The sequence below is a fragment of the Burkholderia sp. L-4 genome (assembly GCF_056856535.1).
In genome coordinates this window covers 1,347,149-1,361,246 of the sequence record NZ_JBXEOX010000002.1, presented here as the reverse complement: position 1 = coordinate 1,361,246, position 14,098 = coordinate 1,347,149, and the positions used below count along the sequence as shown (strand labels likewise).

Here is a 14,098-nt window from a genome sequence, read left to right as displayed (position 1 = left end):
GACTTCACCATGAACGCATCGACCCAAGCCCACCGTCTCGTGCGACGCCTGTTCGCCCGCACCGCCCTCTTCTGCGCCTGCACGGCGGGTCTCGCGGCCATCGCGCCGCTCGCTCATGCCGACGCGCTCGACACGATCGCGAAATCGGGCGTCGTGCGCATCGGCGTGTTCGAGGATTACCCGCCGTTCGGTTCGATCGGCCCCGACATGAAGCCGCAGGGTTACGACATCGACATGGCGACGCTGATCGGCAAGGCGCTCAATGCGAAAGTCGAGCTCGTGCAGGTCACCGGCGACAACCGGATGGCGTACCTCGCCGACCGCAAGACCGACATGCTGCTGTCGGTCGGCCAGACGCCGGAGCGCGCGAAGGTGATCGATTTCTCGAATGCGTATGCCCCGTACTATCTCGCGGTATTCGGCCCGAAATCGCTCGCGGTGAAGGGCACCGCGGATCTCGCCGGCAAGTCCGTCGCGGTCGCGCGCGGCACGCTCGAGGACCTGAGCGTGAGCAAGGTCGCCCCGCCGAACGCGACGATCAAGCGCTTCGACGATCCGAACGGCGCGATCGCGGCGTTCCTGTCGGGACAGGCGCAGCTGCTCGTGGTCGGCAACGACGTCGGCGCGACGATCATCGCGCGCCACCCGTCGATCGATCCGGAGCAGAAGTTCTCGCTGTTCAGCTCGCCCGATCACGTCGGCCTGAACAAGAACGAGCCGCGTCTGATGCAGAAGGTCAATGACGCGATCGCCGGCGCGAAGAAGAACGGGACGCTGAACACGCTGTCGCAGAAGTGGCTGCACGCGGCACTGCCGGCCGACCTGTGATGCGCGCCGCGCCCGCCCCGCATGCGCGACGAAAGGTATCGTGATGACCTACGTGTTCGACTTCAGCGATTTCGACCTCTACGCCGGGATGCTCGCGCGCGGGATCGGCGTGACGCTCGGCCTCACCGCGGCCTCCACCGTGCTCGGCGGCCTGATCGGCACCGCCGGCGCGTGGGCCGCGCTCGCCGGCCCGCGCTGGGCGCGGGCGCTCGTCGCGGCCTACGTCGAACTGATCCGCAATACGCCGTTCCTGGTCCAGCTGTTCTTCATCTTCTTCGGGCTGCCCGGGATCGGCGTGCACATCGACGAAGCGCAGGCGGCCGTGCTGGCGATGACGGTCAACCTGGGCGCGTATGCGGTCGAAATCCTGCGCGCCGGCATCGAATCGGTGCCGCACGGGCAGACGCAAGCGGCACGCGCGCTCGGGCTGCATGGCCGGCAGGTGTTCGGCCAGATCGTATTGCCGCAGGCACTCGCGAACGTGTACCCCGCGCTGCTCGGGCAAGTGCTGATCGTGATGCTCGGCTCGGCCGTCGTGTCGCAGATCTCCGTGCCTGACCTGACCTACGCGGCGAACTTCATCCAGTCGCGCAATTTCCGTGCGTTCGAGATCTACATCGTCGTGACCGCGATCTATCTGCTGCTGTCGATCGCGCTGCGCATGCTGCTCAATCGCGTCGCCCGCCGGCTGTTTGCGGGCCGTGCACCGCACGGTGCGGCCGCCGCACCGCGCCGATCGTGCGGCGCCCGCTTCAGGTGGCGCCTGCGCTCCCCTGAAACCGGCCTCCCGACGGAGCGGGTACGATGATCGAATTCACCTTCCAGGATATTGCGTGGAACCTGCTGCTTGCCGCACGTTGGACCGTGCTGCTGTCGCTGATCACGTTCGTCGGCGGCAGCGTCGCCGGGTTCGTGCTGCTCGCGATGCGCATCTCGCCCGTGCCGGCGCTGCGCCGCTTCGTGATCCTGTACATCGCGCTGTTTCAGGGCACGCCATTGCTGATGCAGCTGTTCCTCGGTTTCTTCGGACTGCCGCTGGTCGGCATCGACGTGACACCATGGGTCGCCGCGTCGGTCGTACTGACGTTGAACGCGAGCGCCTGTCTGGCCGACATCTGGCGCGGCTGCGTGGACGCCGTGCCGCGCGGTCAGTGGAATGCGGCGGCCAGCCTCGGCATGACGTGGACGCAACAACTGCGTTACGCGGTGTGGCCGCAGGCATGGAAAATCGCCCTGCCGCCGACCGTCGGTTTTCTCGTGCAGGCGGTGAAGAGCACCGCGCTGACGTCGATCATCGGGCTGACCGAACTCACGAAGACCGGCAACATCATCACCAACGCGGTGTTCAAGCCGTTCCCGATCTACGCGATGGTCGCGCTGCTCTACTTCGCGATGTGCTTCCCGCTCACGTGGTACGCCCGCGCGCTCGAGCGCGGCTACCGCGCCGCGAAGGTACGCTGAACCGGCGCCGCTCGCGCCTGATTACGATGCAGGTATTCCCCATGATTTCCATCAGCAACGTTTCGAAGTGGTACGGCCAGTTTCAGGTTCTCACCGACTGCACGACCGAGGTCAAGAAAGGCGAAGTGGTCGTCGTGTGCGGCCCGTCGGGCTCGGGCAAGTCGACGCTGATCAAGACCGTCAACGGCCTCGAGCCGTTTCAGCAGGGCGAGATCCTCGTGAACGGCCAGTCGGTCGGCGACAGGAAGACGAACCTGTCGAAGCTGCGCTCGAAGGTCGGGATGGTGTTCCAGCATTTCGAGCTGTTCCCGCATCTGTCGATCACCGAGAACCTGACGCTCGCGCAGGTCAAGGTGCTCGGCCGCGGCAAGGACGAAGCGACCGAGAAGGGCATGAAGCTGCTCGAGCGCGTCGGCCTGAAGGCGCATGCACACAAGTTCCCGGGGCAGCTGTCGGGCGGCCAGCAGCAGCGTGTCGCGATCGCGCGCGCGCTGTCGATGGACCCGATCGCGATGCTGTTCGACGAACCGACGTCCGCGCTCGATCCCGAGATGATCAACGAAGTGCTCGACGTGATGGTCGAACTCGCGCAGGAAGGGATGACGATGATGGTCGTCACGCACGAGATGGGCTTCGCGAAGAAGGTCGCGCATCGCGTGATCTTCATGGACAAGGGCGCGATCGTCGAGGACGACCGCAAGGACGATTTCTTCTCGAATCCGAAATCGGAACGCGCGAAGGACTTCCTCGCGAAGATCCTGCACTGAACGATGCCGCGGTGCGTCGTGCCGGACGACGCGCCGCCCCCCTGCCCTTCCGGTCGCCCGCTCCACATCCGCCTTTCCGATGAGACGACTTCCCTCCTTCAACGCGCTGCAGATATTCGACATCGTCGCCCGACACGGCAGCTTCACGCGCGCCGCCGAGCAGCTGTGCCTGACGCAGGGGGCGGTGAGCCGGCAAATCCTCGCGCTGGAGGCGTTCTACCAGTTCCCGCTGTTCAAGCGCACGCCGAAGGGCCTGACGCTGACGGCGGAAGGCGAATTGCTGTTGCCGACGGTGCGTGAAAGCTTTGCGCGCATCGAAGAGGTGTCGATGCGCCTGTCGCGCCGACGCACCGAGCTCGCGCTGAAGGTGCCGACCTGCGTGATGCAGTGGATGCTGCCGCGGATCATGCGGTTTCAGTCCGAGCACCCCGAGCTCCAGGTGCAGATCACGACGACCTGGGGTCATCACGTCGATTTCCGCATGGAACCGTTCGATGCCGCGGTGATCTACGCTCCCGGCGCCGGCCCCGACATGCATGCGATTCCGCTGTTCGAAGAGCGGCTCACGCCCGTATGCGCGCCGGACCTGCTGGAGCGGCAACCGCTCGCGAGCGTCGACGACCTGACCCACCATACGCTGCTGCATCCGACGCGCGATCACCGGGACTGGAAACACTGGCTCGACCATGCGGGCGCACCGCACGTCGACTCGACGCGCGGACTGAGCTTCGAGACGCTCGACCTCGCGACACATGCGGCGCTCGACGGTTACGGCGTCGCGATGGGCGACCGGACGCTCGTCGACGAAAGCGTCGCGGCGCACCGGCTCGTGACTCCGTTCGACGTGTCGCTGCCGACCGGGATGGGCTACTACTTCGTGTATCCGGGCGGGGCCGAACAGCAGTACAAGATCCAGCTGTTCGGCGACTGGATCGCGGGCGAACGCGAGCGCCAGACCTCGGCATTCAACCAGCCGGCGTGAGCCGGCCGGCCGCGCGCAGGCCTGCGCGCGCCGCGATTTCATGGGGAACCACGCCGTCGATTCGTGTCCGCACGGCCAATGTTCATTTATCGAAAAGACGGCCCAATCACGCAAACAGACGACACTTCACTCCGCGTGCCGTGCGGTTACCACCTTGTTTTCATGTTCAGCCTGCCATTGGCGAGGACCGAACACGGCCGGCGCGGCGCCATCCGGTCAGCCGATCTCCCGCAACGTCCCCAGCAGCACCTTGCGGCAGCTCGAGATCATCTGCGCCTCCGGATCGCGATACCCGGTGAGCAGCCACGCCGCGCCCACGTTCGTCATCGCCCCCACCAGCGCGAGCCCGATCAGCCGCTGCTCGGTGCGCTCCGCGGGCGTCCCGGCCTCGCCCGGCGCGCCGATCGCCATGATCAGCTTGCCGAAGTCGATCAGCATGCGCTGGTAGGTCATGTCGGTATCCGCGCTCACGCCCATCACCTCGAGCAGCAGCACGCGCGCCGCGCACGGGTCGCGCAGGAACGCGAAGAACGCGGCGAGCCCCGCGTCGACGCGCTCGCGCAGCTCGCCGCCGCGCGCGGCCACCGCCTGCGCGACCGCATCGTGCAGTTGCTGCGCGTGGTGCAGGTAGGTGCAGCGCAGCAGATCCTCGGTACTGTCGAACGCCGCGTAGAAATAGCGGTCGTTCAGCTTCGCTTCCTGGCAGATCGACCGCACGGTCGCCTTGCGGAACCCGACCGTGCCGAACACGCGCGTCGCCGCGCCGATCAACGCGCCGCGCCGCTCGGCGGCCCGTACCTCGGGCGCCACGCCGCCATACGACCGGCCCCGTTTTTCCGTTTCGAGTGCTTTCTCCATTCCGCTATTTGACATCAGGACACCCGAAAACTAAAGTGGTGACGACCAACACCACAATAGACGCGCCGCCGACGCAGCGCAAGCGGAACGGGAGGAACGACGGATGAAGGGGTTTTCCGGGAAGGTTGCCGCGATCACGGGCGCCGGTTCGGGCATGGGCCGCAGCCTCGCGGTCGAGCTCGCGCGGCGCGGCTGCGAGGTCGCGCTCGCCGACGTCAACGAAACCGGGCTCGCCGGCACGGCGGCCGCCTGCGCGCGGCACGGCGTGCGCGTGAGCACGCGGCGGCTCGACGTCGCCGACCGCGACGCGGTGTTCGCATGGGCCGATTGCGTGCGCGCCGAGCACGGCAAGGTCAACCTGGTCTTCAACAACGCGGGCGTATCGCTGGCCGCCAGCGCCGAGACGGCGCGACTCGCCGATCTCGAATGGATCGTCGGCATCAACTTCTGGGGCGTCGTGCACGGCACGCAGGCGTTCCTGCCGCACCTGCGCGCGTCGGGCGACGGGCACGTCGTCAACACGTCGAGCCTGTTCGGGCTCGTCGCGATGCCGACGCAAAGCGCGTACAACGCCACCAAGTTCGCGGTGCGCGGCTTCACCGAGGCGCTGCGGATGGAGCTCGAACTCGACGGCGCGCCGGTGAGCGCGACCTGCGTGCATCCGGGCGGCGTCGCGACCGGCATCGTCGACGCGGGCCGCGTCGATACCAGCATCCACGCACTGACGGGCCAGGACGAAGCAACCCATCGCCGCCAGGCGTACCGGCTGATCAACGCAACGACGGCCGACGATGCCGCGCGGCAGATCCTCGCGGGCGTCGAACGCAATGCGCGCCGCGTGCTCGTCGGCGCCGACGCGCGCCGGCTCGACCGGATCGCGCGCCTGCTCGGTGCCGGTTACCAGTGGCTGATGCTGCGCCATGTGCGCCGCGCCCGCGCACGCAACCTCGAACGCGCCCACGCTCCGGCCGCGCTCCCGACCACGCCGACCAAGGACCCCGCATGACCTCGACGACGACCGACCGGCGCGACGCGCCGTCCGCCCCCGGCGCCCGCCGCGACGGCAACGACCTCGACGTGCTGATCGTCGGCGCCGGCCTGTCCGGCATCGGCGCCGCGTATCACCTGAAGCAGCGCTGCCCGTACGCGAGCGTGGCCATCGTCGAAGCGCGCGACGCGATCGGCGGCACCTGGGACCTGTTCCGCTATCCGGGCGTCCGTTCGGATTCCGACATGTTCACGCTCGGCTACAGCTTCCGCCCGTGGCACAGCGACAAGGCGATCTCGGACGGCCAGACGATCCTCGACTACATCCGCGACACCGCGCGGGCCCACGGCATCGACAAGACGATCCGCTACGGCCAGAAGGTCGTCGCGGCCGACTGGGATTCGAACCGCGCGCGCTGGACGGTACGCATCGAGCGCACGCAGGACGGCGCGACCGACACGCTCGTGTATACCTGCCGCTTCCTCTTCATGTGCAGCGGCTACTACGACTACGACGCCGGCTACCTGCCCGACTGGGCCGGCATGGACACGTTCGAGGGCAAGCTCGTGCATCCGCAGCACTGGCCGAAGGACCTGTCATACGCGAACCGGCGCGTGGTCGTGATCGGCAGCGGCGCGACGGCCGTCACGCTCGTGCCGTCGATGGCGGCCGATGCGCAGCACGTGACGATGCTGCAGCGCTCGCCGACCTACATCGTGTCGCTGCCCGCCCGCGACAAGATCGCGAACGCACTGCGCCGCGTGCTGCCGTCGCGGCTCGCCCACCGGCTCGTGCGCGTGAAGAACGTGCTGCTGACGATTTACCTGTACAACGTATCGCGCCGCAAGCCCGAGCAGACGAAGAAGTTCATCATCCGCGCGGCCGGCAAGCAGCTCGGCCCCGACTTCGACGTCGCGAAGCACCTGACGCCGCGCTACATGCCATGGGACCAACGTGTGTGCCTCGTGCCGAACGGCGACCTGTTCAAGGCGATCCGCGCGGGCCGCGCGTCGATCGTCACCGACGAGATCGAGCGCTTCACGCCGACCGGCCTCAAGCTCAAGAGCGGCCAGCAGCTCGACGCGGACGTGATCGTCACGGCCACCGGGCTGAAGGTGAAGATGCTCGGCGGCGCGCGCGTCACGGTCGACGGCCGCGCGGTCGACCTGCCGGAAACCGTGTCGTACAAGGGGATGATGTACAGCGACGTGCCGAACCTCGCGTCGTCGTTCGGCTACACGAACGCGTCGTGGACGCTGAAGGCCGAGCTGATCGCGCGCTACGTGTGCCGGCTGCTCAACCACATGCGCGCGAACGACTACGACACGTGCGTGCCGCGGCTCGGCGCCGGCGAACTCGGCGACGTGCCGGCCGTCAACCTGAGCTCGGGCTACATCCAGCGCGCGGCCGGCATCCTGCCAAAGCAGGGCCATCACAAGCCGTGGAAATTCCACCAGAACTACGTGCGCGATCTCGCATCGCTGAAGTTCAGCGCGCTCGCCGATTCGGCGATGCATTTCGAACGCCGCGCGAAAGCCGGCACGGCTGCCACGGCGCCGGTTGCCGAACCCGCACTCGAACCCCGTTGAGGCCGACATGACCCCTGTGCTCCATCTGATCCAGAACGTGCTGCTCGGCGTCGTCGCGGTACTCGCCGCGCTCGCGCTGTTCACCGCTTACGTGGCCCGCCGCGTGACGCGCGCGTTTCCGCCCGAAGGCCGCTTCGTCGACATCGGCGGCGACCGCATCCATTACGTCGAATACGGCAACGGGCCGCCGATCGTGTTCGTCCACGGGCTCGCGGGGCAGTTGCGCAACTTCGCGTACCTGCCGCTTGCGCGGCTCGCGCAGCGGCATCGCGTGATCCTCCTCGACCGGCCGGGCGCCGGCCGCTCGCTGCGCGGCGCGGGCTCGCAGGCGAACGTGTTCGCCCAGGCCCGCACGGTCGCCGCGTTCATCGACGCGCTGCGGCTCGACAAGCCCGTGCTGGTCGGCCATTCGCTCGGCGGCGCGATCGCGCTCGCGGTCGGCCTCAACCACGCGGACCGCGTGAGCCGGCTCGCGCTGATCGCGCCGCTGTCGCACGAGCAGACCGAGCCGCCGGGGCCGTTCAAGCCGCTGATGCTGCCGTCGCCGCTCGTACGCCGCTTCGTGTCGTGGACTTTCGCGATCCCGCTGACGATCCTGACCGGCCGCAAGGCCGTGCGCCAGGTGTTTGCGCCGGAAGCGGTGCCGCGCGACTTTCCGGTCAAGGGCGGCGGCCTGCTCGGGATGCGCCCGCACGTGTTCTACGCGACGGCGACGGACCTGCTGTCGGCGCCGGTCGACCTGCCCGCGATGGAGCGACGCTACGCGGATCTCGCGCTGCCGGTCGACGTGCTGTACGGCCGCGCCGATCCGATCCTGAACTGGCGCGAGCACGGCGAAGCGCTCGCGAAGAAATCGGCGCGCGTGCGGCTGAAGGTCGTCGACGGCGGACACATGCTGCCGGTCACGATTCCCGATGCAACGGCCGACTGGCTGCTCGACGTGGCCGCCGCGCCCGCCGAGGTGCCGGCCGAGGTGCCGGCGCAAGCGGCACGGCGCATCGCGTAACGACGAAGCCCGGCCTGATGCCGTGCCGCGCGGCGGACGCTGGCGCGGAATCAGGCCTCGTCGTCGGGGATCGGCAACCCGAGATCCGATATCACCTCGCGCGCGGTCCGGAACGCCTCGACCGCGGCCGGTGCGCCCGCGTACAGCGCGCTGTGCAGCAACACCTCGCGGATTTCGACAAGGCTCGCGCCGTTGTTGAGCGCGCCGCGAATATGCCCCTTCAGTTCCGTGCTGCGGCCGAGCGCCGCCAGCATCGCGCACGTGCACAGGCTGCGCGTCTTCAGGTCGATCCCGCCCCGCTGCCACGTGCTGCCCCACGCGTGCTCGTTCAGCCAGTTCTGCAACGGGCGCGAAAACCCGTCGAGATCGCGCATCGCGCGCTCGACGAACGCCTCGCCCATCACGTCGATCCGCCGCGCCTTGCCGTCTTCCCTGTCCTGTTCGCTCATGTCGGTGTCCTGGTTGGAGTCGCGGCCGCTTCGGCGTCGCCGGCGGCCGCGGGGTGTCGTGTCATGTTCGGGGGCCGGACGCGTTTCGTCAAAGACAGGGCCCTCGGTCGGGCGCCGCCCGCGTGACGCGGTGCCGAACGCTACGTAACATCCCACCGCGCGTTACGTCTGCTTACGGGAACATCACGACGGACACGGCGGCCCCCCTTGCGTGGCCGATGCGCGAAAACGCCGTTACTCCGTTTAAATCGCGCAGATATTCCAGATTCCTGCAACAAAGCGCGGCACCGTTTCGCGAAAGCTGTCGTGGCTCGGAATTTGCAGAGGAGGCTTGGACACACTTCCAATGTCGAGGCCAACATGCACACACTCTTCAAGAAGACGACGGTAACGATGGCCGTCTCCTCGCTGCTCGCGCTGTACGGCTGCGGTTCGGTCGACGGACCGACGACCCCGCCGACGATCAAGCCCAGCACGTCGGGGACGAGCGGCAGTTCGGGGACGTCGGAGACGTCGGGCGGCGGTAGTTCCGGGACTTCCGGTAGTTCCGGCACGTCGGGTAGCTCGGGGACTTCCGGGACGTCGTCGGGGACTTCGGGTACCTCGGGCACCTCCGGCACCTCGGGCACTTCCGGTACCTCGGGCACTTCCGGTACCTCGGGTACTTCCGGCACGTCGGGCACCTCCGGTACGTCGGGCACTTCCGGCACCTCGGGTACTTCCGGTACCTCGGGCACCTCCGGTACGTCGGGCACTTCCGGTACTTCGGGCACTTCCGGTACCTCGGGCACTTCCGGTACCTCGGGTACTTCCGGCACGTCGGGCACTTCCGGCACGTCGGGCACCTCCGGTACGTCGGGCACTTCCGGCACCTCGGGTACTTCCGGTACCTCGGGCACCTCCGGTACCTCGGGTACTTCCGGTACGTCGGGCACCTCCGGTACGTCGGGCACTTCTGGCACCTCTGGCACCTCGGGCACCTCCGGCACGTCGGGTACTTCCGGTACCTCGGGCACCTCGGGCACCTCGGGCACTTCGGGCACTTCGGGCACTTCGGGCACTTCGGGCACTTCGGGCACTTCGGGCACTTCGGGCACTTCGGGCACCTCGGGTACTTCCGGTACCTCGGGTACTTCCGGTACCTCGGGCACCTCCGGCACCTCGGGTACTTCCGGCACCTCGGGTACTTCCGGCACCTCGGGTACTTCCGGCACCTCCGGCTCTGGCGTCACCCCGCTGGGCAATGTCCTGCAGAAATCCGGCAACCTCGTGACGGCGCTCGGCACGACGGTCGCGACCGGCGGCAGTCAGATCGGCGGCGTGCAGATCCCCGGCACGAACCCGACGACGGCCACCAGTGTCGGCAACGCGGTCACGAGCCTCGGCAACGGCGTGCAGGCGCTCGGCAACGGCGTCGCGGCCGGCCTCGGCTCGATCGGCGTGTCGGCGAATCCGCTCGGGCCGACGCTGACGTCGACCACCGGCCTGCTGACCGGCGCCGGCGGCGCGGTCAACAACCTCGGCAACGCGGTGAAGAGCCTCGGCTCGGGCCCGCTGTCGCCGCTGTCGCCCGTGACGACGCTCGTCGGCGATCTCGTCAACACCGTCGGCGGTGCCGTCAACTCGACCGCATCGGGCCTCAACACGGCGCTGAACAGCTCGCCGGTCCAGCAGCTCGAGACCCAGCTCGGCAAGGTGATCAACCCGATCACGAACACGCTGACCGGCGGCGTCACGACGCCGGGCGCCACGCAGACGCTCGGCGGCGTGACGCTGCTCGGCACGCCGCTCAACGGCTTGCTGAGCACGCTCGGCAACGGCCTCGCGCTCGCGGGCTCGAAGGTCGGCGGCGCAACCGACAACCCGGTCGGCGCGGCACTCGGCGGCGTCGTCACGCAGCTCGGCAACACGGTGACGTCGACCGGCGGCCTCGTCCACGACAACAACGCGGGCAGCTCCAGCAGCGGCTCGGGCGGCAGCAACCCGCTCGCCCCGATCACGGGCCTGCTCGGCACGTTGACGGGCGGGCTCGGCGGCGGCAGCTCGAGCGGTTCGGGCGGCACCAGCGGCACGAGCAGCGGCGGCCCGCTCGGCCCCGTCACCGGCCTGCTCGGCTCGCTGACCGGCGCCCTCGGCGGGATCGGTTCGAGCGGCACGGGCGGCACGAGCGGGACCGGCGGCACCAGCGGCACCGGTGGCGCGGGCCTGGGCGGCCTGCTGGCGCCGGTCACGAACCTCGTCAATTCGCTGACCCCGCTCGGCGCGAGCCTCACGGGCACGGTCACGACGCCGGGCGGCAACGTGACGGGCACCCTCGGCGGCCTGCTGTCGAGCGGCCCGGTCGGCACGCTGACGGGTGCGCTGACGACGCCGGCCGGTGCGGCCGGCGCCACCGGCACGGTCAGCCCCGGCGGCGCGGCCGGCACGGTGACGACGCCGGCCGGCAGCGGCTCCGTGGTCGGCGGCCTGACCGGCAGCTCGAACGGGGGCGCCGCGGGCGGTGCCGGCAACCTGCTGTCGCCGGTGACCAACCTGCTCGGCGGTCTGCTGGGCGGCGGCACCAAGAAGTAAGAAGCAAGCGTCGACGTTTCACCCATCAGAACCACAGGCCAATGGCCGGGCGCGCATCGATACCAAGCCCGGCCGACGGCCGGCGTCACCCGCCAAGCGGGGGCGCCGGCCCTCATCCCCACGAGGATCCGATCATGAATTCCACGCTCGACGGCATCGTCGCCGCCCAGGACCGCCCACCGCGCTCCGCCACGCCCTTCCGCGCCGGCCTGCTCGGCATCACGGCGGGACTCTTCGCGCTGTGGATCACGCGCGACCATCCGACGCTCGACGCGGCCACGCGCGCGGTCATCGCCAGCCTCGCGATCATCGGCACGATCGCGCTGCACGAACTCTTCATCTCGCGCGTCTACCTGCGCCCGAGCGCGGGGCTGTCGCGGCAGGCCGTGCGGCCCCTGAGCATCGCGCGCGTCGCGACGCGGCTCGGCGCACTGACGTCGATCTACGCGGGCATCGGCGTGATCTACTGGCTGCTGCCCGAATACCACGGCGCGTTCTACCTGCCGTTCTGGTCGCTGCTGCGCTCGCTCGCGCCGTACGTGATCGTCGCCGCACCGTTCTACTTCGCGTGGATGGACCGTCACCAGCGCGAGACCGACGACGCGTACCTGCTGTGGGGCCGCTTCCTGTTCCGCCGCGAGCAGCCCGCGAGCTGGAAGCCGGTGCGCGAGATGCTCGCCGGCTGGGGCGTGAAGGCATTCTTCCTGCCGCTGATGACCGTCTACCTGTCGAAGGACGCCGATCACCTGAGCGCGTCGCTCGCGAACGCGATGCACGCGCCGATGACGATCGCGACCTTCGTGTTCATGTACGACCTGTCGTTCACGATGGACCTGATGTTCGGCACGGTCGGCTACCTGTGCACGTTCCGCATCCTCGACAGCCACGTGCGCACCGTCGAGCCGACGACGCTCGGCTGGGTGGCCGCGCTGATCTGCTACCAGCCGTTCTGGTCGCTGATCTCGAACAACTACATCCGCTACGAAGGCTCGGTGTTCTGGGACAACTGGCTGCTGTCGGCGCCGACGCTGCGCGTGATCTGGGGCACGGTGATCATCCTGCTGCTGCTGACCTACGCGCTGTGCACAATTTCGTTCGGGCTGCGTTTCTCGAATCTCACCAACCGCGGGATCATCACGTCGGGCCCGTACCGCTTCACCAAGCATCCGGCGTACATCACGAAGAACCTGTCGTACTGGATGGTGTCGGTACCGTTCGTCGAACCGCTCGGCTGGCAGGTCGGGCTCATGCACTGCGCCGGACTCGTCGCGGTCAACCTGATCTACTACACGCGCGCGAAGACGGAAGAGCGCCACCTGATGCGCGACCCCGACTATCGCGCGTATGCCGAATGGATCGCGCAGCATGGGTTGTTCGCGCGGGTACGGCAGGCGTTCGGGGGGCGGCAGGTGGCGTGATGCATCGATCGGCTACCGGGCGGCGACGCCCGGCAGCCTGCGGCCCATTGTCGCGAAACAACGTCTTTCTCCGCTTTTCATCGCCTTTTTCCGCCCGTCCGATTGCCCGCCTCCGGCACCTCGCGTATGGTGCTGGCCGTCCGCGCACGATCCGTCGCCCGGACACCCGACCGTCGTCCCGCACGACGGCCGTGCGGGCCGTGCCCGCCGCTCACCGTCTCCGCGATGCCGCCCGCCGGCGCCGCGCATTCATGAGGAAAGAGGCGTGATCCACAAAGTCCTGATCCTGTTCGCACTCTGCATCGCGGGCCTCGCCGCGATCGCCGCCGGTTTCCAGCACATCCCCAGCTGATTCGCGGCCCCGGCTCGCTCCGCCGAGCCCGGGGGCCGCACCCGCTCCTGTTCCCTTTTGCGATGCCCCCTTTCTCGAACCGCCCGGGACGGGCGACCTTTGCCATGCGTATCGACGTACAGCATTCCCAACACGACATCGACGACGAACTCGACACACTCCATGAGCGCCTGCACCGGCCGGGCCATCGCCTGCACGGCCTGCCGGCCGTCGCGCTCGGCCGCTCGGGCCTGATCGTCCGCCACCGCGAAGCGGACGGCGAATACTTCCTGTATGTCGAGGATCCGGCCGCGCGCCAGCTCGCCGGCTACACGGTATTCAACCGTCTTCCGGAAATCCCCCGCCGCGCCGATCGCTACCTGCGCGCGCCGCACACACGGCTGCGCGGCTCGGCGCAACGCAACGGCCTCGCGACGACGCTGTACCGCTGGGGGCTCGACGCGGGCCTGTGCCTGATCAGCGGCGCGCGCCAGTCGGTCGGCGCCGCGCGGCTGTGGACGGCGCTCGCGCAGGATTACCGTCACGGCTTCGTCGATGTCGAGGGCCGCGCGCTGCGCTATCTCGGCGAAGCCGTCGCCGACGATGTGCACGGCGCACTGCATACACGCCGGCTGCTGCTCGGCAACGGATGGACGATGACGGAATTCGCCCGGGCGGCCGGGATGAGCGACGCGGAACCGGATGGGCATGATCCCGCGGCGGTTTTCAATGCGGCGCCGCGAGCCGCGCGCATTGGCAACGCACGCCACGCCACCCGCACGCCGATGCGATAATCGGTCCGGCCCGCTCAACGCGGCCGCACACCGCGCGCCAACCGACACGCCCCTCG

At 68.8% G+C, this 14,098-nt stretch carries 13 protein-coding genes; 11 read left to right on the top strand and 2 right to left on the bottom strand.

The features are described from left to right. Nucleotides 1–9 precede the first annotated feature (9 nt). From AC1VVG_RS23030 to AC1VVG_RS23010, 5 genes are all read left to right on the top strand, one after another. Nucleotides 10–828, top strand: coding sequence for a transporter substrate-binding domain-containing protein (locus AC1VVG_RS23030; RefSeq protein ID WP_049035690.1), 819 nt, complete (start codon nucleotides 10–12; stop codon nucleotides 826–828). 43 nt (nucleotides 829–871) lie between these two features. Continuing rightward, complete coding sequence (locus tag AC1VVG_RS23025) at nucleotides 872–1,636, top strand: amino acid ABC transporter permease (RefSeq protein ID WP_124668991.1); 765 nt, start codon at nucleotides 872–874, stop codon at nucleotides 1,634–1,636. After that, a complete protein-coding gene (locus tag AC1VVG_RS23020) occupies nucleotides 1,633–2,289 on the top strand; it encodes an amino acid ABC transporter permease (protein ID WP_049035687.1) in 657 nt (218 codons plus the stop codon). Before AC1VVG_RS23025 ends, AC1VVG_RS23020 begins: the two co-directional genes overlap by 4 nt. Before the next feature lie 41 nt (nucleotides 2,290–2,330). Next, nucleotides 2,331–3,056: an amino acid ABC transporter ATP-binding protein gene (locus tag AC1VVG_RS23015; RefSeq protein ID WP_069245851.1), complete on the top strand. Its 726-nt coding sequence runs from the start codon at nucleotides 2,331–2,333 to the stop codon at nucleotides 3,054–3,056. 79 nt (nucleotides 3,057–3,135) lie between these two features. Then, nucleotides 3,136–4,038, top strand: a complete 903-nt coding sequence (locus AC1VVG_RS23010; RefSeq protein WP_124671348.1) for a LysR substrate-binding domain-containing protein — start codon at nucleotides 3,136–3,138, stop codon at nucleotides 4,036–4,038. 216 nt (nucleotides 4,039–4,254) lie between these two features. Here AC1VVG_RS23010 and AC1VVG_RS23005 read toward each other — a convergent pair whose 3' ends face one another. Next, a complete protein-coding gene (locus AC1VVG_RS23005; RefSeq protein WP_226103882.1) occupies nucleotides 4,255–4,896 on the bottom strand; it encodes a TetR/AcrR family transcriptional regulator in 642 nt (213 codons plus the stop codon). 103 nt (nucleotides 4,897–4,999) lie between these two features. On the opposite strand from AC1VVG_RS23005, the gene AC1VVG_RS23000 reads away from it, so the two are divergent. From AC1VVG_RS23000 to AC1VVG_RS22990, 3 genes are read left to right on the top strand one after another with little or no spacing between them, the layout of a single operon-like run. Further along, nucleotides 5,000–5,902 carry an SDR family NAD(P)-dependent oxidoreductase gene (locus AC1VVG_RS23000; protein ID WP_482836365.1) on the top strand — a complete coding sequence of 301 codons (903 nt, stop codon included), beginning with the start codon at nucleotides 5,000–5,002 and terminating at the stop codon, nucleotides 5,900–5,902. Beyond that, nucleotides 5,899–7,473, top strand: coding sequence for a flavin-containing monooxygenase (locus AC1VVG_RS22995; protein ID WP_124671347.1), 1,575 nt, complete (start codon nucleotides 5,899–5,901; stop codon nucleotides 7,471–7,473). The genes AC1VVG_RS23000 and AC1VVG_RS22995 overlap by 4 nt, the downstream gene beginning before the upstream one ends. A gap of 7 nt (nucleotides 7,474–7,480) precedes the next feature. Beyond that, on the top strand, nucleotides 7,481–8,479 hold the full coding sequence (locus AC1VVG_RS22990; RefSeq protein WP_124610212.1) for an alpha/beta fold hydrolase: 999 nt from the start codon (nucleotides 7,481–7,483) through the stop codon (nucleotides 8,477–8,479). A 50-nt stretch (nucleotides 8,480–8,529) separates the two neighbouring features. On the opposite strand, the gene AC1VVG_RS22985 is transcribed toward AC1VVG_RS22990, so the two are convergent. Beyond that, nucleotides 8,530–8,928, bottom strand: a complete 399-nt coding sequence (locus tag AC1VVG_RS22985) for a carboxymuconolactone decarboxylase family protein (protein WP_034188269.1) — start codon at nucleotides 8,926–8,928, stop codon at nucleotides 8,530–8,532. Between the two features lie 360 nt (nucleotides 8,929–9,288). On the opposite strand from AC1VVG_RS22985, the gene AC1VVG_RS22980 reads away from it, so the two are divergent. The 3 genes from AC1VVG_RS22980 to AC1VVG_RS22970 all read left to right on the top strand — a co-directional run bounded on the left by AC1VVG_RS22980 (nucleotide 9,289) and on the right by AC1VVG_RS22970 (nucleotide 14,042). Next, nucleotides 9,289–11,499 (top strand): collagen-like triple helix repeat-containing protein, encoded by a 2,211-nt coding sequence (locus tag AC1VVG_RS22980; RefSeq protein WP_482836363.1) that lies wholly within the window; start codon nucleotides 9,289–9,291, stop codon nucleotides 11,497–11,499. Between the two features lie 134 nt (nucleotides 11,500–11,633). Next, complete coding sequence (locus AC1VVG_RS22975; RefSeq protein ID WP_034188271.1) at nucleotides 11,634–12,917, top strand: isoprenylcysteine carboxylmethyltransferase family protein; 1,284 nt, start codon at nucleotides 11,634–11,636, stop codon at nucleotides 12,915–12,917. A gap of 456 nt (nucleotides 12,918–13,373) precedes the next feature. Continuing rightward, complete coding sequence (locus tag AC1VVG_RS22970; protein WP_241510297.1) at nucleotides 13,374–14,042, top strand: histone acetyltransferase; 669 nt, start codon at nucleotides 13,374–13,376, stop codon at nucleotides 14,040–14,042. Nucleotides 14,043–14,098: the final 56 nt, after the last annotated feature.

Bases quoted from the DNA above. Each gene is read 5' to 3' on its own strand.
- AC1VVG_RS23030 (WP_049035690.1), top strand. From the start codon at position 10: ATGAACGCATCGACCCAAGCCCACCGTCTCGTGCGACGCCTGTTCGCC.
- AC1VVG_RS23025 (WP_124668991.1), top strand. From the start codon at position 872: ATGACCTACGTGTTCGACTTCAGCGATTTCGACCTCTACGCCGGGATG.
- AC1VVG_RS23020 (WP_049035687.1), top strand. From the start codon at position 1,633: ATGATCGAATTCACCTTCCAGGATATTGCGTGGAACCTGCTGCTTGCC.
- AC1VVG_RS23015 (WP_069245851.1), top strand. From the start codon at position 2,331: ATGATTTCCATCAGCAACGTTTCGAAGTGGTACGGCCAGTTTCAGGTT.
- AC1VVG_RS23010 (WP_124671348.1), top strand. From the start codon at position 3,136: ATGAGACGACTTCCCTCCTTCAACGCGCTGCAGATATTCGACATCGTC.
- AC1VVG_RS23005 (WP_226103882.1), bottom strand. From the start codon at position 4,896: ATGGAGAAAGCACTCGAAACGGAAAAACGGGGCCGGTCGTATGGCGGC.
- AC1VVG_RS23000 (WP_482836365.1), top strand. From the start codon at position 5,000: ATGAAGGGGTTTTCCGGGAAGGTTGCCGCGATCACGGGCGCCGGTTCG.
- AC1VVG_RS22995 (WP_124671347.1), top strand. From the start codon at position 5,899: ATGACCTCGACGACGACCGACCGGCGCGACGCGCCGTCCGCCCCCGGC.
- AC1VVG_RS22990 (WP_124610212.1), top strand. From the start codon at position 7,481: ATGACCCCTGTGCTCCATCTGATCCAGAACGTGCTGCTCGGCGTCGTC.
- AC1VVG_RS22985 (WP_034188269.1), bottom strand. From the start codon at position 8,928: ATGAGCGAACAGGACAGGGAAGACGGCAAGGCGCGGCGGATCGACGTG.
- AC1VVG_RS22980 (WP_482836363.1), top strand. From the start codon at position 9,289: ATGCACACACTCTTCAAGAAGACGACGGTAACGATGGCCGTCTCCTCG.
- AC1VVG_RS22975 (WP_034188271.1), top strand. From the start codon at position 11,634: ATGAATTCCACGCTCGACGGCATCGTCGCCGCCCAGGACCGCCCACCG.
- AC1VVG_RS22970 (WP_241510297.1), top strand. From the start codon at position 13,374: ATGCGTATCGACGTACAGCATTCCCAACACGACATCGACGACGAACTC.